This window comes from Rhizobium sp. WW_1 (genome assembly GCF_003610155.1).
Taxonomy (GTDB): Bacteria; Pseudomonadota; Alphaproteobacteria; order Rhizobiales; family Rhizobiaceae; genus Rhizobium; species Rhizobium tropici_A.
Map to the genome: position 1 here is coordinate 140,681 of NZ_RAIN01000003.1, position 21,443 is coordinate 162,123.

General features: G+C 60.5%; 19 protein-coding genes. 9 read left to right on the plus strand and 10 right to left on the minus strand.

The features are described 5' to 3' along the window. Nucleotides 1-125: 125 nt before the first annotated feature. Both BJ928_RS10895 and BJ928_RS10900 read left to right on the plus strand, forming a co-directional pair. Nucleotides 126-833: a tellurite resistance TerB family protein gene (locus BJ928_RS10895; RefSeq protein WP_047628962.1), complete on the plus strand. Its 708-nt coding sequence runs from the start codon at nt 126-128 to the stop codon at nt 831-833. A 90-nt stretch (nt 834-923) separates the two neighbouring features. Next, nucleotides 924-1,139 carry a hypothetical protein gene (locus tag BJ928_RS10900; RefSeq protein WP_047628963.1) on the plus strand — a complete coding sequence of 72 codons (216 nt, stop codon included), beginning with the start codon at nt 924-926 and terminating at the stop codon, nt 1,137-1,139. A gap of 34 nt (nt 1,140-1,173) precedes the next feature. Here the strand turns inward: BJ928_RS10900 and BJ928_RS10905 are convergent, their stop codons facing one another. From BJ928_RS10905 to BJ928_RS10915, 3 genes are all read right to left on the minus strand, one after another. Continuing rightward, nucleotides 1,174-2,289: a nickel/cobalt transporter gene (locus BJ928_RS10905; protein WP_047628964.1), complete on the minus strand. Its 1,116-nt coding sequence runs from the start codon at nt 2,287-2,289 to the stop codon at nt 1,174-1,176. Then, nucleotides 2,283-2,942, minus strand: a complete 660-nt coding sequence (locus BJ928_RS10910; protein ID WP_047629497.1) for a DUF1007 family protein — start codon at nt 2,940-2,942, stop codon at nt 2,283-2,285. The genes BJ928_RS10905 and BJ928_RS10910 overlap by 7 nt, the downstream gene beginning before the upstream one ends. Nucleotides 2,943-3,032: 90 nt before the next feature. After that, nucleotides 3,033-3,926, minus strand: coding sequence for a LysR family transcriptional regulator (locus BJ928_RS10915; protein ID WP_047628965.1), 894 nt, complete (start codon nt 3,924-3,926; stop codon nt 3,033-3,035). A 527-nt stretch (nt 3,927-4,453) separates the two neighbouring features. On the opposite strand from BJ928_RS10915, the gene odc2 reads away from it, so the two are divergent. Next, nucleotides 4,454-5,587 carry an ornithine/lysine decarboxylase gene (odc2, locus tag BJ928_RS10920; RefSeq protein ID WP_047628966.1) on the plus strand — a complete coding sequence of 378 codons (1,134 nt, stop codon included), beginning with the start codon at nt 4,454-4,456 and terminating at the stop codon, nt 5,585-5,587. Between the two features lie 94 nt (nt 5,588-5,681). Next, a complete protein-coding gene (locus BJ928_RS10925) occupies nt 5,682-6,272 on the plus strand; it encodes an N-acetyltransferase (protein ID WP_047628967.1) in 591 nt (196 codons plus the stop codon). A gap of 56 nt (nt 6,273-6,328) precedes the next feature. Here the strand turns inward: BJ928_RS10925 and BJ928_RS10930 are convergent, their stop codons facing one another. The 6 genes from BJ928_RS10930 to BJ928_RS10955 all read right to left on the minus strand — a co-directional run bounded on the left by BJ928_RS10930 (nt 6,329) and on the right by BJ928_RS10955 (nt 13,673). Then, entirely contained in the window at nt 6,329-7,714 is a 1,386-nt protein-coding gene (locus BJ928_RS10930; RefSeq protein WP_047628968.1) for a cytochrome c peroxidase, read from the minus strand. A gap of 19 nt (nt 7,715-7,733) precedes the next feature. Then, nucleotides 7,734-9,362, minus strand: a complete 1,629-nt coding sequence (locus BJ928_RS10935; protein WP_047628969.1) for an alkaline phosphatase family protein — start codon at nt 9,360-9,362, stop codon at nt 7,734-7,736. A 429-nt stretch (nt 9,363-9,791) separates the two neighbouring features. Continuing rightward, nucleotides 9,792-10,607: a serine O-acetyltransferase gene (cysE, locus tag BJ928_RS10940; protein ID WP_047628970.1), complete on the minus strand. Its 816-nt coding sequence runs from the start codon at nt 10,605-10,607 to the stop codon at nt 9,792-9,794. Nucleotides 10,608-10,624: 17 nt separating this feature from the next. Continuing rightward, nucleotides 10,625-11,614, minus strand: a complete 990-nt coding sequence (locus tag BJ928_RS10945) for a WD40 repeat domain-containing protein (protein ID WP_047628971.1) — start codon at nt 11,612-11,614, stop codon at nt 10,625-10,627. Continuing rightward, on the minus strand, nt 11,614-12,741 hold the full coding sequence (locus tag BJ928_RS10950; protein WP_047628972.1) for a GTP-binding protein: 1,128 nt from the start codon (nt 12,739-12,741) through the stop codon (nt 11,614-11,616). Before BJ928_RS10950 ends, BJ928_RS10945 begins: the two co-directional genes overlap by 1 nt. A gap of 140 nt (nt 12,742-12,881) precedes the next feature. Beyond that, nucleotides 12,882-13,673, minus strand: a complete 792-nt coding sequence (locus tag BJ928_RS10955) for a creatininase family protein (RefSeq protein WP_047628973.1) — start codon at nt 13,671-13,673, stop codon at nt 12,882-12,884. A gap of 86 nt (nt 13,674-13,759) precedes the next feature. Here BJ928_RS10955 and BJ928_RS10960 point away from each other — a divergent pair, with 86 nt between their 5' ends. The 3 genes from BJ928_RS10960 (at nt 13,760) to BJ928_RS10970 (ending at nt 16,574) form a co-directional block, all read left to right on the plus strand. Then, a complete protein-coding gene (locus BJ928_RS10960) occupies nt 13,760-14,272 on the plus strand; it encodes a MarR family winged helix-turn-helix transcriptional regulator (RefSeq protein ID WP_047628974.1) in 513 nt (170 codons plus the stop codon). A 119-nt stretch (nt 14,273-14,391) separates the two neighbouring features. Next, nucleotides 14,392-15,411, plus strand: coding sequence for a LacI family DNA-binding transcriptional regulator (locus BJ928_RS10965; RefSeq protein ID WP_047628975.1), 1,020 nt, complete (start codon nt 14,392-14,394; stop codon nt 15,409-15,411). A 194-nt stretch (nt 15,412-15,605) separates the two neighbouring features. After that, nucleotides 15,606-16,574, plus strand: coding sequence for a 2-hydroxyacid dehydrogenase (locus BJ928_RS10970; protein WP_047628976.1), 969 nt, complete (start codon nt 15,606-15,608; stop codon nt 16,572-16,574). Here BJ928_RS10970 and BJ928_RS10975 read toward each other — a convergent pair whose 3' ends face one another. Continuing rightward, the gene (locus BJ928_RS10975) at nt 16,575-17,363 is read right to left on the minus strand and encodes a gamma-glutamyl-gamma-aminobutyrate hydrolase family protein (protein ID WP_047628977.1); all 789 of its coding nucleotides are present in this window, start codon (nt 17,361-17,363) and stop codon (nt 16,575-16,577) included. Nucleotides 17,364-17,655: 292 nt separating this feature from the next. Between BJ928_RS10975 and BJ928_RS10980 the strand changes: the two genes are divergently transcribed. After that, entirely contained in the window at nt 17,656-18,762 is a 1,107-nt protein-coding gene (locus BJ928_RS10980; protein ID WP_047628978.1) for a TRAP transporter substrate-binding protein, read from the plus strand. A gap of 230 nt (nt 18,763-18,992) precedes the next feature. After that, a complete protein-coding gene (locus BJ928_RS10985; RefSeq protein WP_047628979.1) occupies nt 18,993-21,305 on the plus strand; it encodes an EAL domain-containing protein in 2,313 nt (770 codons plus the stop codon). Nucleotides 21,306-21,443 lie beyond the last annotated feature (138 nt).

Sequence of the window (21,443 nt, forward strand, 5' to 3'; positions counted from 1 at the left end):
CATTCGATTTTAAAGGCGCGCAGGGGTTTCTGCGCGCCTTTTTGTATTCTGCGGATTGGTATTTGCGGTTGCGCTTCCTATCTCCCCTTCACCATCACCATGTACAAGGACGGAGGACCATCCATATGATCGACGCCCGCAAGCTTCTTGACCAATTCCTGGGGTCGCAAGTTCCGGGAGTGCAAGGAACGGTGAAAGACAGGGCCACCCAGGCCATCAATCTCGCCAGGGATAATCCCATGGCGACCAGCGCGATCGCCGGTGTTCTGCTCGGCACGAAGACCGGGCGTCAGGTCGCCGGCAATGCGCTGGCGCTCGGCGGCCTCGCCGCCATCGCAGGGCTTGGTTATCAGGCCTACAAGAATTACCGGGACGGCAACCAGCCGCAGCCGACGCCGCCATCGGCCCCGCAGGCCGAGCCGCAGTTCCTGCCGCCGCCATCGGATTCCGGTTTCAGCACGACACCGGCAATTGCGACCAACGATTTTACGCTCTCGCTGGTCCGCGCCATGATTGCGGCCGCCCGCGCCGACGGTCATATCGACGACACCGAGCGCCAGCGCATTCTCGGCAAGGTGCAGGAGGCAGGCGTCGGATCGGAGGCGGAAAGCTTCTTCCAGCGCGAACTCGCCAACCCCGTCGATCTCGATGCCATCGTCGCCTCGGCGAAGACGGAAGAACAGCGCGTTCAGGTCTATGCTGCGTCGCGCCTCGCGATCGAGCCGGATTCACGTGCCGAGCGCGGCTACCTCGATCTGCTTGCCGGCCGTCTCGGCCTGCCGGACGCCTTGGTCGATCATATCGAAGCCACGGTTGCGGGCGCCAAAGTCTGACACGTGTGACGACAGGGCCGGTTGCCTTTCCTCGGCAGCTGGCCTAAGCCTTCGGCGCAAAAGAAGTCATGGCGCTAGGGATCGACTGCATTGACGGATAAGAAAAGCGAAGCCCGCTCGGCGGCAATCGCAGCCGGCGTTATCTTGCTGGTGGCGACCGTAGTGCTCTATCTGATGCCGAACGTCATCGTCTGGCTCGGAAACATCTCGCCATGGCTCGGCACCGGCTTCGGTGTACTTGTTATCCTCGCCTTCTTCTTCGTCTTCTGGCTACGTGCCCGCTACCAGAGGCGCAACGGGTCTTAAAGCCCTCACGCCTGGCTTCACTATCGAAGCTGTCTCAGGTCTGCAGCGAGGCGCCGAGCAAAACGATGCCGGTGCAGATGACGAGCAGCGCGCCGAAAATTTCGATGCCATTGCCCACCCATGTCGAAAGCCTGGAGCCCTTGCCGGTAAAGTGTACCGCGGTGCCTTTGGCGAAGACGGCGATGATGGCCAGCAGCGAGACGGTCAGCGCCGTGCCGATCGACATGGCGAGCACGGAAAGCAGGCCGCCGAGATAGAGCCCGTTCAGCATCGAGAAGGTCATGACCAGCAGGGCGCCGGAGCAGGGCCGCAGTCCGACGGTAATGATGGCCGACCATGCCTCGCGGACGCTGAATTTCTCGCTCGACAGCATTTTCGGATCGGGAAGATGCGCATGGCCGCAGGCCTCGCAGTAGGCGCCGTCATCGGTCGCATGTGCGGGGTCATAGCATTGATAGCCGGTGGCGGCTGCCGGCGCCATGGCGCGGGTGCGAGCAAAGCCTCTCGGTGAATCCGTGCCCGTTGCCGCGCCCTCGAACAGCGAGAGACTGATCGGGCCTGCCGATGTCGCAAGCTGCATCTCCTGACGCTGCGCCCGGCTCTGTATCATCGCCCGCAACTTGCGAAACAGCAGCCAGCCGCCGAAGAGGATGACCATGACGAAGCTCGTGATCTCCATGGCGTTGGTCGCCATCGTCATGGTGATGCCCGAACCGCGCAACACGAAATAGGCGGCTACGACGACGAGAACGGCAACGAGGCCCTGGATGAGCGCCGAGACGAAGGAGATCGCGATGCCGCGCTTCAACTCGATCTCGTTGGCGACCATGTAGGAAGAGATGACAGCCTTGCCATGGCCCGGCCCGGCCGCGTGGAAGATACCATAAGCAAAGGAGAGGCCGATGAGCGTCCAGAGTTCCCATGGATCGCGGCGCATGGCCTCGATCGATTTCGTCAGCGCGCGATAGAAGGCCTGCTGCTCGTAATTCACGTAGAGAAAGATCGGCGCGAGCGGGCCGCCCATCGGCTGGAAGCTCGGCTCGGCGGTGCCGATGCCAAGCGGCGAGCCGGTGGCATGGGCAAGGCCGGCTGCTACCAGAAGGGCGAGCATGGCGGCCGGAACGAGCTTCACTGGTTTCGAAATCAGCATTGGACGTCTATCCGCGTTGCGAAGAGTTTCGACATGGTCGTCCCCGTCGGATCGTTGAAGAAGGCATCCGTCAATGTCGACCTGTTCTCGGCAATGACCTCATCCGGATTGGGCCGGACGACCTTCTGCGTACAGCTTTTGAAGGCGTCGCCCTCCGTCACCAGCTCGTTGTCGCTCGGAAAATCGATCGAGGTGTAGAGCGTCGGATCGTAGATACCGAAGCTCAGCTTGTTGCCCTTGGCAAGCGGCATCGGTTCGGCCGGTTTGACGGCGAAGAACATCAGCAGCTGGCCGTCGCGGAAGTCGACGTTGATGACGTCGGGCTTCTCGACCTTGATGTTTTTGCCGTTCAGCGTCAGGTTCGCATAATAGTCGTAATCGGCGAGCGACTCGCGCACCGTCTTGCCGACCTCCTTAAGCTCGTCCGGATCGAGCTTCAGATTGGCGTTCTTGTCGAAATCCATGAGAACCGAGGAGGAGAAGACCTCATCGAAGCGCCAGACGTTGCGCAGTTCCTGCACGTTGCCATCCGGGCCGGCGAGAACTTCCAGACGCGCTTCCACGAAGATATGCGGGTGCGCCGACACCGCGGCCGGCACGAGCGACAGGCCGCCGGCCAGGGCAGCAGCGTATGCGATCGCGGATTTTCTCATGCGTCCGATGTGCTTCGTGAGCATTGATTCACTTCGTTCTCTGGTCAGGAAATGAGACGGAATTGGGACCGGAGGGCTTCTCTCCACCGCTCATCCATTCTTGCGGAACCAGTTGTGAAGGTAGTCCACGAAGATGCGGACCTTGGCGGGAAGATAGCGCCGGTGCGGATAGACGGCATAGATGCCGCGATCGGTCGGCAGATAATCGTTGAACAGAGTCAGCAACTGCCCGCTTTCGATCGCCTTGCGGCCGATGAAATCCGGGACGACGGCAATGCCGAGATCGGCAAGGGCCGCGCGCAACGTCGCATGAGGACTGTTGACTTCGAGCGTGCCGTTGATGGAGACGTTGAAGGTCGTGCTGTCGGCATCGACGAAGCGGATGGTGCCTTGCGAGCGGTTGTTGCTGTCGATGATGAAGGGCACGCGCGCGAGATCGGTCGGATGCTCGAGTGTCGGATAGCGCTCGAGGAATGCCTCGGTTGCGCAGAGATGGACGCGAAAGTCGGAGATCTTGCGGGCGATCATGCCGGAGTCTTCGAGCTTGGTGATGCGCACGGCGACGTCGAAGCCTTCCTCGATCAGGTCGACGAAACGGTCGTCGGCGGCGATTTCCAGTGCGAGGTCGGGGTTCTCCTTGGCGAAGTCGATCAACGATTGGCCGACATCGGCGTCGACGAAGGTGCGCGGCACGGAAATGCGCAGCCGGCCTTTAAGCTGCTGGTTGTTCTCGCGCACGAGATCGGCAAGATTGTCGATCTCCTTCAGGATGTCGGAGGCGGTGCGATAATAGGTATGGCCGGCTTCCGTCATGGAGAACTGGCGGGTGGTGCGGTTGAGCAGCAGCGCGCCGAGTTCGTCCTCCAGTTCGCGGACATATTTCGACAGCAGCGCCTTGGAGCGGCCGGTCTTGCGCGCCGCCGCTGAAAATCCTTCGGCTTCGACCACGTCGATAAAGGCGCGAATCCGGGTCAAAGTATCCATGGCGAAGCCTCCCGTTAACTGTTTCTGGATGTTGAACAAAACGCGCCGATTTGTTCAATTATTTTTTTCGGGCACCGCTGAAAAATTTTCTTGATTATTACGGCGAATATTCCTATTTCCGGATCAGCCCAAAGTCGCACGTGCCCGTGGGTGTCCGCCGATCCTCGATGTGGTGAGAAAATCGGTAAGGTACCTGGAACTAACCCCTCCAGTCGCTATTTCGGCCAACCGAAAAATGCGAGGACATCTGAAGCAACGACGGTGCGGGCCTTTTTGTTCTCTCCCGGCTTTCCATCAGCCGGGGTTACTGAAGAGGCACACCTTCATTGCCGGAAGTGCGGTTGGGATATTCCCTCCAATCCATGGCAGACAAAGCGAATTAGCGCCGCTTGCGGCACTCGTTCATCATCCGCGCTTCGCGCATTTGCACGGTACCGGGGTCTCCACCGGCTGGTTCCTGAGCGAGTGAGCGTCGCCCTTTGTCCTCTGGGTTTTCCCCGGAGCTTTTGGAATTGAAAGGGAATGACATGACCACGCAACGTATTCGCGATTTTCTCGCTACCCGACGTCCGGACGGTCCTTGCCTGGTGGTCGATCTCGATGTCGTCCGCGACAATTTTCACGCCTTCCGTCATGCCATGCCGGACAGCGCCATCTACTATGCCGTCAAGGCCAACCCGGCTCCGGAAGTGCTGCGCCTGCTCGCGAGCCTCGGCTCCAACTTCGATTGCGCGTCCGTCGCCGAAATCGAAATGGCGCTCGATGCCGGTGCGACCGCTGCCCGCATCTCCTACGGCAACACCATCAAGAAGGAGCGCGATATCGCCCGTGCGCATGCGCTCGGTATTAACCTCTTCGCCGTCGATAGCCACGAGGAAGTCGAGAAGATTTCCCGTGCCGCTCCCGGCGCTCGTGTGTTCTGCCGCGTTCTGACCGATGGTGAAGGCGCCGAATGGCCGCTGTCGCGCAAGTTCGGCTGCGTCCCGCAGATGGCCGTCGATGTTCTCGTCTACGCTCACCAGCTGGGTTTGGAATCCTACGGCGTGTCTTTCCACGTCGGCTCGCAGATGACCAAGGTCGATGCCTGGGACGATGCTCTTGCCGATGCCAAGCGCGTCTTCGTTTCGCTCGCCAAGCAGGGCATTCACCTGCAGATGGTCAACATGGGTGGCGGTTTCCCGACCAAGTACCTGCGCGACGTTCCCTCGGCCGAAGCCTATGGCAAGGCGATCTTTGCGTCTCTGCGCGCCCATTTCGGCAACCAGATCCCGCACACGATCATCGAGCCGGGCCGCGGCATGGTCGGCAATGCCGGCGTGATCAAGGCTGAAGTCGTGCTGATTTCGAAGAAGTCGGACAACGATGCCGCTCGCTGGGTGTTCCTCGACATCGGCAAGTTCGGCGGTCTCGCCGAAACCATGGACGAGGCGATCCGCTACCCGATCCGCACCGAGCGCGACGGCGACGAGATGGAGCCCTGCGTCATCGCCGGCCCGACCTGCGATTCGGCCGACGTGCTCTATGAGAAGAACCTCTATCCGCTGCCGGTCTCGCTCACCATCGGCGACGAGGTCCTGATCGAAGGCACCGGCGCCTACACCACGACCTACTCGGCTGTGGCGTTCAACGGTTTCGACCCGCTGAAGGCCTACATCATCTGAGTTTGATATCGCCGCCCCCGTACTCAATCGGGGCGGCACCCTCACAATAGTTCGTCACCACCGCTGATAACGGTATTGGGCACGGGAGGCCGAGATGGCCGCTGTTCTTGATTCTGTCCGCGCATTCTTTGCGCCGTCCACATTCACTCTCGACCTGGAAAATGCAGGCGATGTCGTTGCGCGCGAAAGCCTGCTGGATCGCGCCATGGGTCCCGACCGCCGCAAGAAGTCGTCCGAAAGGCTGCGCCAGGGCCGCGTTCCGGCCGAAGGCTTGGCTCTGGTCGCGCGCGATCGCGCCGGGCACGTCATCGGCACGGTTCGCCTCTGGAACGTCGAAGCCGGCGTCGATCGCGAGACCCGTCCGGTCGAGGCGCTGCTGCTCGGTCCGCTGGCGATCGACCCTGCCTATGAAGGCAAGGGCATCGGCTCGGCGCTGATGCGCGCCGCCATCATGGAAGCCAAGAAGCGCGGCCACGGCGCGATCCTGCTCGTCGGCGATGCGCCTTATTACGAGCGCTTCGGCTTCTTTGCTTCCAAGGCCCGTCATCTGGTCATGCCGGGTCCATTCCAGCGAGATCGTTTCCTCGCGCTCGAACTCAAGGACGGCTGGCTCGACGGCGCTGTCGGCATCATCGTTGCCAGCGGCCGCAAGCTTGCCCAACCGCCGGCATCAAAGGCTGCGTAAGACGGGCGAGCGTCTCTGAGGTTGTTACGCCTTCGCCCATCCGGGCGGAGGCTTTTCTATTTAGCTGCCTTCATGCTGTCCTTTGCCGGGTCGTAGCCATCCGTCAACGTCTTCAGGAAGGCGACGACGTCAGCGATCTCGGCGTCGTTCAGGGCAGGGGCATCGCCGAGCTTGCGGTTCATCGGCACGTCGATGACGTCGATATTGGCCTGATATTGCGTCGGCAGGTCATCGTACTTCAGCACCTTGCCGCTTGCATCCTTCGGATAGATCTCTTCCGGATTGGTATCGCGCTTGACGTAGAAGCGGGTGACATCCTCCAGCGTGCGGTAGACGCCATTGTGGAAGAAGACGTGGCGGGTTGCGACGTTGCGTAGCGTCGGCGTTTTGAACAGCCCGCAATTCTGCTGCTGGGCGGAATAGGTGTCGTTGCGCAGCGGGCCACAAATGCCGGTGTCGTAATAATGGGCATCGGCATTGGCTGGAATGGCCGGGTTGCGCGGCGCACCTAAGGCTTCGAATTCGAAATCGGTGAAATTCGGCATCTGCCCGTCGCCGGTCATCTTGTCGAGGTGGCAGGAGGCGCAATTGCCCTTGTTCGCATCGTCGAACAGCTTCAATCCCCGTGCTTCCGCATCCGTCAGCACTGCCTTGCCGAGCAGGTAGTAATCATACTTGCTCGTGTAGGGATGGAAGGAGCGTTCCTCGACCTGATAACGGGCCAGCGCGAAGCCGATTTCCGAAATCATCATGTCCTGATCGTTGGCTACGTTATCGCCGAAGAGCGCCGAAATCTCCTTGCCGTAGCCCTTCTTCAGCTTGGCGTAGACGGCGGCTGCATCGGCATTCGCCATTTCAAACGGCGAGATCATCGGCTGCAGCGCCTGATCTTCCAGCGAATCGACGCGTCCATCCCAGAACATGCCGCCCTGCGGCACGAGGTTTGCCGCGGCGGCCGCATCGGCCTTGACCACGGCCTGCGCCGTCAGCGGGCCGGCGACGGTGGCAGGTGCATTGGCGAGCGCCACGCCAGACGCCTCTGTCATCGGCGAGGCTTCGGCGGCCTCATCGGCGGGGCTTTCCTCGCCGATCGAGAAGGACGGCGTCGACATCTTATAGGCGAGGCTCGGAACCGCGCGGATGCCGGGCTGATCGAGATGCGGGCCGCCGAGCTGGACGGCTCGGTCGTTGGCGGGTGCGTAGTGGTTCGCCGGATCGTGGCAGGTCGCGCAGGACATCTGGCCGCCGCCCGAAAGCGTGGGATCGAAAAACAGCTTCTTGCCGAGCTGGGCAACCGTACTCAACGGTGCCTGGTCGTCATAGCCGTCGGTTGCCGAAGCATCGGGGGCCGGTTCGTTTGCCATGCCGACAGCCGCACCCGCGAGCGAGAGGCCCGCGAGTGCGAGGAGCGGCAGGAGACGGCGGTTGAACTGCAAGGGCATTTCCGTCTCCCTGATGGTTTTACGAAGCCTGATTGCCGGTCTTCGGATCGAGGATCAGCTTGGGAGCGTCACCCTTGGACCAGTCGAACATGTTGTTCAACGAGCCCGAAAGCACATCGAACGAGCCGCCGCCGAGGCGAGCACCGGCCATCCAGTTATCCTCGATGAAGCGCATGACGGAGGTCTGGTCGGTCAGCGTATGGTCGACGAAATTGGTCTTTGAATAGGGTGAGATGACCAGCAGCGGCTGGCGCGTGCCGTAGCCGCAGCGTCCCTGCGCGGGCTGGCCGTTGACGCCGGGCAGCGCCGTACCGATGGAGCAGCTGTCGCCGCTCAGCACGTCATAGCCCTTGACCGGGAGCTTCGACGGATTGACGACCGCGTGCGCATGGTCATACCAGCCGTCGGAATCGTCGTAGAGGACGATGATGGCGGTATCCTTCCAATCCGGCGAATTCTGCACGGTGTTGACCACCTGGGTGACGAATTCCTGCTCGTCGAGCGGATCGGAATAGCCGGCATGGCCGTCCTGATAGGCCGGCGCCTTCAGGAAGCTGACCGTCGGCATGTTGCCGTTCTTCAGCGCTGCGTAGAAGTCGGTCATGTCGTACTGGTGATTGGCCGCATCCGTCGTGCCGATCGCCGCCACGGAAGATGGCCGCGCATGCGTCGGGTTGGCGGTCGAGGCGTAGTACTGGAATGGCTGGTGGTGCGGAATATAGTCGGCGCTGTTGACCTTGGTCACAGTCGAGGTGGTCGCGCGCTTGCAGTTCGTCGTGCCGTCCGGGTTGGTCTGAGAGAGGTCGAAGCCGCCTTCGAAGAAGCCCCAGGTGATCTTGTGTTCGTTCAGCATGTCACCGATGTTCTTGCCGTACATCAGTGCCGTCTGGCCGACCGAGCAAACGTCGCCTGTGGGATCGAAGTCGCTGATCGCGGTCCAGCCGCCATTGCCGTCAGGCACGATGCGACCCTTGGAATAGGTGCCGTCGCTCTCCAGCGTGTAGCCGGGCGGCAGGATGACGCCGTTGGTCTGGCCGGAGATAAGGTTCAGCGCGCCGGGGGTCGAAGGGCCGAAATTGGTGGAGAAGGAATTGTCGCTCAGCGCATAGTGCTGGGCATAGTTCCAATAGGCCGTAACGGTGTTGCCGTCATAATAGCCCATGACCTGTCCCTTGGTGCCGAAAGCGCCGGCCGCACCCTTGGTGCCGTGACCGGTATTGGCCGGGAAGAGGTCCATCGCGAAGTTGTTGTAGGCGGCTTGTTCGGCGGTATAGCCGTGGTTCTGCGACTGGGTCGCCGCCTGCGTGCGGTCGAGCCGGAAGGGGGCAGCCGCATCGGCGCCATTCGCCGTGTTGGTCTTGTTCGGGTTTGTGTCGAGAAGTCCGGCATTGGCGAGCGTGTTGATGTCGGCCGGCGTGTTGTCGGCCGCCTTGAATGCCGGTTCGCCGTCGACATTTGCGGCCTTGGGGTAGGTCGCGAAATAATGGTCGAAGGAGACGTTTTCCTGGAAGATAACGACGAGATGCTTGATCGGCGTTGCGGTATTCGGTGCCGGCGCGGTGTCAGCGGCGCTGGCGGTGGAACAGAGCAAGACAAGAGTAAGCGCGCTGCCGGCTGCGAGGGCGGCGCGACGTGAAAGACCAGTCATGGCAATATCCTCTTCAAGTGGGGGCATCGCTCCGGCGCATTTGCGCCACGCCGGGCATAGAGAACCATTCCGAGCTATCAACGGAGTGTGACAGTTCCATGAAGGATGGGGCGAATGGATTTCGGTTTTGTCGTCTCTTTTCCGGCAAGCAATTGATTCCACCATGCCGGGTGGATGAGGGGTGGAAAGTGCCCGCATCGCGTGCTTGCGGTGCTATCTTCTGTCACGGGCTAAGCAGGAAAGATGAGTTCCCTCACCCGCCTCGTGGTTCACGACGGCCCTTCGGGCCTCCTCACCATGAGGGCTGATCTTCCGATGCTTGGCAACAGAGGATTGCAGCCCACTCCGCCTCATCCTGAGGTTCATTTCGGAGCGACGCATAGAAATGCCTCGAAGGGTGAGGCGGCTCCGGTCACCCAAGCGCGAAACCTAAATATTCTGATCCATCGTCTCGGCCGGTATCTCGTCGGCGCGGTGGATACGGACCACCACGGCAGGCACGCCGGCGACGGTGCAATGTGGCGGAACAGGCTTCACGACGACGCTGCCGGCCGCGACCTTGCTGAAAGCGCCGACTTCGATGTTACCGAGGATCTTGGCACCGGCGCCGATCATGACGCCGTGGCGGATCTTCGGGTGACGGTCGCCGCTTTCCTTGCCGGTGCCACCTAAGGTGACGTTCTGCAGGATCGACACTTCATCCTCGATGACGGCGGTTTCGCCGATGACGATGCCGGAGCCGTGGTCGAGCATGATCGAGGTGCCGATCTTCGCCGCCGGATGGATATCCGGGCCGAAAACCAGCGAGACGAGGTTGGAGAGCCAGCTCGCAATTTCCGTGCGGCCTTCCGTCCAGAGCGCATGGGCGATGCGGTGGGTCTGCAGGGCATGAAAGCCCTTGAGGTTCAAAAGCGCATGCAGATAGGTGGTGCAGGCGGGGTCGCGGGTTCGCACGGCAACGAGATCCGCTTCGGTCGCCTGCAGGATAGCCGGATATCGCGTCAGCACGTCCGACAGCAGCGACAGCATGTCGCCATGCTCGATCCTGATGACGCAGAGACGGGCGGCCAGCACATTGGCAAGGCTTTCGGCACTGGTGTTGCCCGCCAGCAATTGTGCCTGCAGCAGCGAGGCGAGCGTCGGCTCGCGTTCCGCAAGCTTGCCGGCTTCGCAACGGATCACATCCCAGACGTTTTCTGCTGGTGCAGGGGAATTTCCGGCAACCGCCGTTCCTGACTGGGGCATGATCCTTGTCTTTCTGTTTAGGCCGAGACGTCGACGACGCCGCAGTCGCCGGCTTCGGAAGCGAAGGCGAGTAGCTTGCCGGATTTGCTCCAGCTCATCGAGGTGATCGCACCCTTGCCGGGCCGGCGCAGGAGCGCCTCCTTGGCGTCGCCGAGGCGTACCGCCAAAATCATGCCGTCGATGAAGCCGATGGCAAGGATATCTTCGGCCGGATGGAATTTTACCGAGGTGGCCATGATGTTGGCGCGGCTGCCGAGCTCGAGCGGCGCCTTGCCCATCGGGCCGTCCTTGCCCTGGAAGGGCCAGACGATTGCCGCAGGAGCACCCGACGAGGCAAGCCATTTGCCCTTGTTCGACCACGAAAGCGACTTCACCTTGGCGGGATAACCGGTCATGCGCATGTGGCGGGCTTCGGCGCCCGGCTTCGTGTCTAGCTTCCAGCCGTGCAGGGCGTTTTCCTGCATGGTCGTGACGATGAACTGGCCATCGGGCGAGAAGGTGACGCTGGTATGGGCGCCCTTCCATTCCAGATTGACCGGCTGGGCGCTCATGCCGACCCAATGCAGCGATACGCCGTTATAGCGGGAAACGGCGATGCGCAGGCCCTTGGGCGCAAAGGCGATGCCTTCGACCGTGCGTTCCTCGGCAAACTCTTTCGTGGTGCCGTCGGATAGGCGTACGAAGGCACTTTTGCCATAGGAATAGGCGACGGCGCCCTGCGGGCCGGCCGCAAGCTGGCTGATCCATTTGCGCGGCGCTTCGGCGAGGGTCGTCGTACTGCCATCGGCGGCGATCCGCAGCACCTTGCCGTCTTCACCGCCCGAAATCAGGCTCTCGCTGTGGGGGTCGCGGATGCATGTCAGCATCCCTTGGTGGGCTTGGGTAACCTTGTCGCCACCTTCGAGGCGGTGCACTGCGCCGGCGGCGCTGGCGAAGAAGGGGGTGTCACCTAAAAATTCGACGGCCAGAACGTGGCCGTCGATATCAAGCGGAGCAACAGTCGGCATCAGGCAGACGCCTCGCAGGCCTTGAAGCTTGCTTCTAGCTTCTCGCGGTCAAGCTCGCGGCCGATGAAGACGAGGCGGCTTTCATGCTTCTCGCCATCCTTCCAGGGGCGCTGATGATCGCCCTCGATGATCATGTGTACGCCCTGGACAACATAGCGCTCCGGATCATCCTTGAAAGCGATGATACCCTTGAGGCGCAGGATGTTCGGCCCCTGCGTCTGCGTGATCTTCTGGATCCAGGGGAAGAAGCGTTCGGCATTCATCTCGCCGCCGCGCAGCGAAACCGACTGTACGGTCACGTCATGGATCGGCGAGGGGGCATGGTGATGGTGGCCGTGATCATGATCATGATCATGGTGGTGATGATCATGGTCGTGGTCATGATGATGATGGTGGTGATCGTGATCATGGTCGTGATGGTGATGGTGATGATCGCAATCCGGCCCGCAAACGTGATCCTCGTGGCCATGCTCGAGGAAGTGCGGGTCGTTTTCGAGGGCACGTTCCAGGTTGAAAGCGCCCTGGTCCAGCACGCGGGCGAGATCGACGCCGGAGCGGGTCGTCTTGTAGATGCGGGCGGCCGGGTTGATGGCGCGGACGACATCCTCGATCTGGGCCAGCTCTTCCGGCGAAACGAGATCGGACTTGTTGATGACGACGACATCGGCGAAGGCGATCTGGTCTTCCGCTTCGCGGCTGTCCTTCAGGCGCAGCGGCAGGTGCTTGGCGTCGACGAGCGCGACGACGGCGTCGAGTTCGGTCTTGGCGCGGACATCGTCGTCCATGAAGAAGGTCTGGGCGACGGGAACGGGATCGGCAAGGCCGGTGGTTTCAACGATGATGCCGTCAAAGCGGCCGGGGCGGCGCATCAGTCCTTCGACGACGCGGATCAGGTCGCCGCGGACGGTGCAGCAGACGCAGCCATTGTTCATTTCGTAGATTTCTTCGTCGGATTCGACGATGAGGTCGTTGTCGATGCCGATCTCGCCGAACTCGTTGACGATGACGGCGTATTTCTTGCCGTGATTTTCCGAAAGGATACGATTCAGCAGCGTCGTCTTGCCGGCGCCGAGATAGCCGGTGAGAACGGTAACGGGAATGGGCTTTTGCGTGGCTGTTTCGGTCATGGGAGCCTCGAAATATGGAAGGTTGCCCCGGGGAGCAGACATTGGTCGGGTTTCATATAAGGAGTTGGAGACGCCAGTTCAAAGGCTTTTATATGTTATAAGATCACATTGGATTGCGGATGGTCGAACCCGGCCGCCGGTCAGGTCAGTGTCGACAGGTCGAACTTGTCGACATCTTCGAGCAGTTCAACGAGGCCCTTGACGGCGTGGGCGATCAGCTTCTCGCCTTTGGCGGCAGTTGCCGCGCTCGCATTGCCGGCCACGCCCCGCTCGCTCAGATCGGACATTTTCCAACCGAAGGCATGGGGACCATAGGCCCGCAGATGGCTGAAGTCCTTGATGAATTCCGATTGGCGCGACGGAAAGTTTGCCGCCTTCGACATATCCACCTTGTCCGGATGGAGGGCGAGCATGACCGATGTCTCGATATCGCCGCCGTGGATATCGATGGCTTTGTCATCGGGTGCAATCAGTCCGTCCGGCACGCCGAATCGCGTCCAGCTGGTTGCGACCGCCAGCATGTTGAACCGCACACGCGCTTCCGTCGCGACGATGGTCATCAGCGGAGAGTTGCCGCCATGGGCATTCAGCATGACGAGTTTGCGGATGCCGAGCTTGCCCAACCGCTCGGCGATCGCGAGCCAGCGGCGCACGGCCTCGTCGAAGGCCAGCGTCCTGGTGCCGGCGACATCGATATGTTCGATCGAGTAGCCGACGGGCTCGACGGCAAGGAAGGTGACCGGCAAATTGGCCGGCAAAGCAACCTTGAGGCGTGAGACGATTCCCTCGGCAATAAGCGTATCGGTTTCGAACGGCAGATGCGGGCCGTGTTGCTCATAGGCGCCAAGTGGCAGCACGGCGATCCATTTTGTTCGCTCTTTAGCCGTCAATGTTTCATCATTGTCATCGAAACATGGCAAAGGATGCGCCATCTGAGGGTGTGCCTCTTGTTTATGTCAATAACCTGCGCAATGTCATAGCGTGATGACTTCGCGGCGAAAAGGTCAACGGAATCACGATGGGCAAAAAGAACAAGGTCGGGAAGAAAAGTAAGTCAGGTAAGAAGAAGGATCACCGTGACTACACGCTTGCCGATCTGTCGCCGGCATTGACGCAGGCGGCGCGATCCATGCGCACGGTGATGACGCGCAGCCTGACGGCAAGCGGTCTCTATGCCGGACAGGATGGCGTCATTCTTGCCCTGGCGGCGAATGACGGGCTTCCGGCCGGCACGCTGGCGCAGAAACTCGGCGTCAAGGCACCGACGATGACGCGCACAATCGGACGCATGGAGGCGCAGGGCTTCGTCGAACGACGGCCGGATGCCGAGGATGCGCGGCTTACCAAGGTCTATCTGACTGATACAGGGCGAAACAGCGTCAGCGAGATCGAAAGTTCGGCCGCAAGCTGCGATGAGCTGGCGACCCGCGGCTTCTCGGAAAAGGACATCCGATCGCTTGTGCGCCTGCTCAAGACGATCGAGCACAATCTCCAGGCCGGCGATGACGACGAGGATGAAGGCGAATTCTGAGAATCCTCAAGAAATTCGAGTTGCGCGCCGCGATTAAAGCTTTTAATTAAATATTTTAAATTCCGGAATCGCAAAGCGAACGGAATATGTTACGGCTGCGTTTCACGGGGAGGGAGCGCGTGGCGCAAAAGATAAAGCTTTCGACGATTGCGGAAACGCTCGGCATTTCTACGGCAACGGTGTCTTTGGCTCTACGCGACAGTCCGCTGGTTGCGGTCAATACGCGAGAGAAGATCAAGGACCAGGCGCGAGCGCTGGGTTACATCTATAATCGCCGTGCGGCGAGCCTCCGAACGTCCAGGTCGGGCATTATCGGCGTCGTCGTTCACGACATCATGAACCCCTTCTACGGGGAAATCCTGAAGGCGATCGAAAGCGAGCTTGATCGCAGCCGGCACACTTTCATTCTCTCCAACCATTACGATTCGGTCGAGAAGCAGCGGACCTTCATCGAGACGCTGCTGCAGCTCGGCGGCGACGGTGTCATCATGTCGCCGGCGATCGGCACGCCACCGGAGGATTTCGAGCTGGCGGAAGAGAACGGGATGCCGGCTATCCTCGTTGCGCGACAGATCGAGGCGCTGGATCTGCCGACCTATCGCGGCGACGACAGCTACGGCATCTCGCTTGCCACCAATCATCTGATCAGCCTTGGCCACCGTTCGATCGCCATGATCGGCGGCACGGACCAGACCTCGACGGGGCGCGATCGCTATCAGGGCTATGTCAATGCGCTGCGCAAGGCGGGCATCGAGGTCGATCCCAATCTGCGCATTCCCGGCGCCCGCTCCAAGCAGGGCGGCTTCGAGGCGGCGGTGCATTTTTTGTCGCTGCCGCAGAAGCCGACGGCGGCGGTCTGCTGGAACGATCTGGTCGCTATCGGCCTGATGAACGGCATTTCCCGCGCCGGGCTCGTGCCGGGGCGCGACATCTCGGTTACCGGCTATGACGATCTGGAGGAGGCGGCGATCGCAACGCCGGCGCTGACGACTGTCTGGAATGGTCAGGCCGAGGTCGGAAGGCTTGCAGCGCGGGCACTTTTGGATAGATTGGCGGGAAGCCATGAGCCGGATGGTATCCACCTTATCAAGCCAGAAATGCGCATCCGCCAGTCGACGGCGCCCTACAAGGCTCGCTAGGACGCTTCAGCCCTCACGGAATCCCTGAGCCAATCAGTCTCGTTGTGTTCTCGCAATTCCGGGCGCCAAACCGATGCGCGCTTTTCCTGGGATTGCTTTATCTCTTTGTTTTCACGCAATTCTGGACTCAAAACCGCTTCGCACTTTTGCTGGAATTGCTCTAGCGCCAAACCGCATCTCAAGAGGAAAGATACATGTCCGACAACCGCATCGCCGTCCTCGTTCCGGGGAAGATACACCCGCGTGTCCTCGAAAGGCTCGGAAAGCAGTTCGATGTCATCCCCGCCGAGCGCGATGGCGGTCCGAAGGTCGACGCTGAGACTGCGGCGCGCATTCGCGGCGTCGCTGTTTCCGGCGGTTTCAATGCGGCCTGGATCGATGCCTTTCCCAAGCTCGAAGTCATCGCCAACTTCGGCGTCGGCTACGACGGCATCGACGTCAAGCACGCGGCCTCAAAGGGGATCGTCGTCACCAATACGCCTGACGTTCTGAATGACGAGGTCGCCGATACCGCGATCGCCCTGCTTTTGAACACGCTGCGGCAATTTCCGAAGGCGGAAGCCTGGCTGCGCGAGGGACGTTGGGCCAAGGATGGAGCGTTTCCGCTCTCGCCTTTTGCCATGAAAGGCCGTCGCATCGGCATCAACGGCCTCGGCCGCATCGGTCTTGAGATCGCAAGGCGACTGGAGCCGTTCAAGGTGAAGATCGGCTACCACACGCGCTCGCCGCGCGATTCGCTGCCTTACGACTACTACCCGACGCTCAAGGAAATGGCGCAGTCGGTGGACACGCTGATCTCCATCGTGCCGAAGACGGCAGAAACACATAAGGTCATCAATGCGGAGATCCTGTCGGCGCTTGGGCCGCAGGGCGTGTTCATCAATGTCGGCCGCGGCTGGTCCGTCGATGACGACGCGCTGATCGCTGCACTGGGTAACGGTACGCTCGGTGCCGCCGGCCTCGATGTCTTCTACGACGAACCGAATGTTCCGGCCGGCTACCTCTCGTTGCCCAATGTTTCGTTGTTGCCGCATGTGGCCTCCGCCTCCGTGCCGACACGCGATGCCATGGCTGATCTCGTCGCCGACAACATCATCGAATGGTTTGCGAAGGGTGAGCCTGTGACGCCGGTGCCGGAAACGCCGGTCAAGCCGCGTGGCTGATTATACGGCTTTCTGCGGATAGTGGGCGGCCGTGTGCCGCTCCTTATCCGCAGCATAATCACGTACCGCGTCGCCGAAAGCCACGAACAGCTTGCGCGACGGCGAATCCGTCTCGGCCCAATATTCCGGATGCCACTGCACGCCGACGGCAAAGGCCTTGGCGCCGATGACGGAGACGGCTTCGATCGTGCCATCCTCGGCCAGAGCTTCGACCTGCAGCCTTGGTGCGGTGTCGGCAATCGCCTGGCGATGCAGCGAGTTGACGCGGACTTCGCCGGGACCGACGACACGGGCGATGCACGAGCCTTCCTTGACGAAGACGCTCTGGCGGATGGAATACATCGTGTCGCGGTCGACATTCGCAGGCTTGCGGTGATCCCAGATGCCGGGTTGCTCCTGGATTTCGCTGGCGAGCGTGCCGCCGAGAGCGACGTTCAGCTCCTGAATGCCGCGGCAGATGGCGAGCATCGGAATGGCGCGCTCGATGGCGCGGCGGATCAGCGGCAACGACGTTGCGTCGCGTGCCGGATCGAAGGGGCCGTCGCTGTCGCGCGCTTCCTTGCCATAGAGGGATGGATGCACGTTGGTCGCAGAACCAGAGACGAGCAGTCCGTCGACGCGATCGAGAATGGCGTCCGCATCGTTGTCGTCCTCGAGCGCGGGCACGATCAGCGCCATCAATCCCGCGGCCTTCACGGCGGCCCGCACGTATTGCAGCTGCACCGCATGCCAGCTTGTGCCGTCGAATTCACGGATATCGGCGGGGATGGCGATGATCGGTCTGGACATTCAAGGCTCCGGAAGCTGCGTGACGGTTTTCACCGAAATCCCTGGATGAGCATGATGTCAATCCGAGGGCAGATACATCTATCGTAAATCTACGCGAAGATGGCGCGTCCGGCAACGCGCAGCACTTTCCCTAGGGCTTTGTTTCGGCTCGTTATGCGGATGTACAGGAATCGCCATAATGCGGTGCGAGAGCAAACTTGAAAGAGTGTGTGCGGCATGGTTAGTTCCATCGCTTGCGCCGTGATGGGGAGCGCGCCGTTCCCCTGCAATGCCGTCCGTATGGGAGAATTCGATGGATCGCCGTTCCTTCATCAGGCGGGCAGGGACCGTTGGCGCAGGTGCTGCCGCCTCCGCGCTGGCAAGCCCGGCCCTTGCCCAGGAAAATCCGAAGATCACCTGGAAGATGACCTCTTCCTTTCCGAAGAGCCTCGACACGATTTATGGCGGCGCCGAAGATATCGCCGCGCATGTGTCGGACGCGACCAGCGGCAATTTCGTCATCCAGACCTATGAGGCCGGCGAAATCGTGCCTGGCGCGCAGGCGGCCGACGCGGTCAGCGCCGGAGCCGTCGATGCCGCGCATACCTGCTCCTATTATTTCTGGCAAAAGGACCCGACCTACGCCATCGGCACAGCCCTGCCATTCGGCCTCAATGCGCGGCTGAGCAATGCCTGGTTCTATCAGGGCGACGGCAACAAGCTGATGAACGAATTCTATGCCACGCAGGGCATTTTGGGCCTGCCTGCAGGGAATACCGGTGCGCAGATGGGCGGATGGTTCCGCAAAGAAATCAACACGCTCGACGATCTCAAAGGATTGAAGATGCGCATTGCCGGTCTCGCCGGCAAGGTGATCGAAAAGATCGGCGTGGTGCCGCAGCAGGATATCCCGGTCAACGGCGTATACGACGCCCTGAACAAGAGCACCATCGATGCGGCCGAATGGGTCGGTCCTTATGACGATCTGAAGCTCGGGCTGCAGAAGATCGCCAAATATTACTACTATCCCGGCTGGTGGGAGGGCGGCGCCGTGGTGCATGCCTTCTTCAATCTGGAAAAATGGAATGCCCTGCCGAAGAACTATCAGGCAATCCTCGCGGACGCCTGCGCCTTCGCCAACACCAACATGCTGGCAAAATACGATGTCAAGAATCCGCAGGCGCTGCAGGATATCGTGAAACAGGGCGTGACGCTCAGGCCCTTCAGCCAGGAGATCATGGAGGCCTGCTTCCAGGCGGCCAGCGCGCTTTATGCCGATCTCTCCAAATCCAACGATTACTTCAAGCGCATCTATGAGGATCAGGTCGCCTACAAAAAGGACGCCTATCTTTGGATGCAGCTTTCCGAGTATACTTTCGACACCTTCATGATGATCCAGCAGCGGGCGGGTAAGCTGTAAACGTATTTCGTAAGTCTTTAGTGTTGTATTGCTTTCTTTATTAGTAATTTAAATATTATTCCCGTGATAAGGTCCGTCGGGAGTAGTTGCGCCATCACGATAAGGACCGTAATCTTGCTTCGGTTTAAGCTGCCGACTTGATTGGAAAATCTGTCCGGATGGGCTTTGCTTGGGCAAGTAAATTTTAAATGGTTTCCACTAGGGTGTCCGCCGCATCAGGGGAAGTCTGAATGAAGCCTCCAAGCCCGGACACCGTGCCGACGGATGTTTATCTGTCGTTCGTCAGTTCGCTTTTCGGAAATCGCAAAACGCTCTTTACGGGCGTGTTCGTTCACATCCTGACATATCTCCTCGTTTTCCTCGGTACGCATGCCGGCATCTATCTCGCCTTCTGCGTAGCGTTCGCCGTCGTCTTCGGCTTACGCATTCATTTGTTTCAGCTCTTCGATGCCGCCGACAAGGGCGGCCTTACGCGCGCCGACATCGCCGGCTGGGAAACGCGCTATTTGATCGGCGCGGCGGCGACGGCGGCCATCCTTGGCATCGGCAGCGCCTATGCCATCCTTGTCGTGCAGAATCCGCTGGCGGAATTCATCTGCGTTGCCGTGACGATGGCGTCGATGGTATCGGTCGTCGGTCGCAACTATGGGTCGCCGAAAGCGATCGATCTCCAGATTCTCGCCTGCTGCGTGCCGATCGTCATTGCCTGCCTGCTGTCGCAGCAGCTCTACAAGGCGATCGCTTCCCTCATGCTCATTCCGTTCGGGTTGACGACGCGTTCGATGGCGAACGGAATGCGCGAATTTCTCTATCAGAACATCGTCGCTTCGCGCGAGATATCACTGATTGCCGACAGGTTCGACACCGCGCTGAACAACATGACGCACGGGTTGTTCATGCTGGACGCCCAAAACCGCATTCTTGTCGTCAATCGCAAGGCATGCGAGCTTCTCAACTTCGCGCATCCGGAACGGCTCAAGGACTGCGAATTCGACGTGGTTCTGCGCTATGGCGCCCGCCACGCTTTCATCGACGGATCGCTGCCGGGGCTGATTCAGCGACAGCTGGCGCAGCTCGTCAGCGGCACGCTTTCGCGAACGCTCATCCAGTTCAACGAGGATCAGTTCCTGGAGTTTTCGGCAAGCCGTCGTGGAGATGGGATCGTCATACTGATCTTCGAGGATGTGACGATGCGCGTCCGGGCGGAGCGCAAGATCCTGCATATGGTGCGCTATGACCCTTTGACCGGGCTGCCGAACCGCGAATATTTCATAGAGCTGGTCAAGGAGAAGCTGGCCGCCAGCAACCGGGAAAGCCGCATCGGCATTCTGGTACTTGATATCGATGACTTCAAGCATGTCAACGATACCAAGGGCCATGTCGTCGGGGACCGTTTGCTGGTCGCCATAGCCGAGCGACTGAAGGAGCGTGCCGATACGGTGGCGCTTGCCGCCCGCCTCGTCGGCGATCAGTTCGTGCTGTTCTTTTCGAATGAAGACGATACCCCGGATATCGACGCACGCATTCGCTCCCTGCACGCGGCAATGGCCGGCACCTATAGCGTCGAGGATAACAGCTTCCGGATTTCCGTCAGTGGCGGATATATGACCATCCCCAGTCGGGAATTCCGTCCGGAGGAGTGGCAGATCAAGGCGGATCTTGCGCTCTTCGATGCCAAATCGCGGCTGAAGGGCAGCTGCAGCGCCTTCGCGCAGGAAATGGACGCACGTTACGTCGAACGGCAGAAGCTGAAAGATGACTTGCGTGAGGCGATAGAAACCGGCCGGCTTCAAGCCGTCTACCAGCCGATGTATTCGCCTGACGGATCCCGTATTGAATGCTGCGAGGCGCTTGCCCGCTGGATACACCCGGAAAAGGGCTCGATTCCACCCGATCTCTTCGTGCAGGTTGCCGAGGAAATGGGTATCGTCGCCGGCATCACCCGCTTCATGATCAACCAGGCTTGCCGGGATTGCGCTTCGTGGCCAGCGCCGCTTGCGGTGTCCGTCAATCTCTCGGCGCTGGATCTGCGCAACAACGAGATCGTCAAGATCGTCATGGCGGCGCTCGATACGTCGGGCTTGGAGCCCTCCCGCCTGCACCTCGAGGTCACCGAAAGCTGCTTGATGGATGAGGTGGCAACCGTTCGCTCCATCCTCGCGGATCTGCGGGCGAAGGGCATCACGATTGCGATCGACGATTTCGGTACGGGCTTCTCCAGCCTCAGCTATCTCGATACCTTACCCGTGGATATCGTCAAGATCGACCGCTCCTTCGTCCGTGACATCACGACGGACAGCCGCCGTTTCAAGCTCCTGTGCGGCATCGTCGATCTTTCCCGCGCACTCAGCCTGCATATCGTGATCGAAGGCGTCGAGACGCTGGAACAGCTGGCTCTGGTCGTCGAGCGAAACCTGGCGGATATCATCCAGGGCTATGTATTTTCCCCTCCGGTGCCGAATGAGCAGGTCGTCGAGCGGGTCAGCAGTCTCAGCCGGCGGCAGCTAGGCGCCGGCAGGCTTTTGCCATCCGACGCCATTTGATAGCCGGCATCGTCGCTCCGGTGGCGGCGCAGGCCAAATACACCGACGATTCCGTCAGCTTGCGCCTACCTGCGACCTTCTCGTGCATTGCATTTCTCCTCGCTTTGTGTAACCCCTCGGTAGAGGAAATTGGGTTGC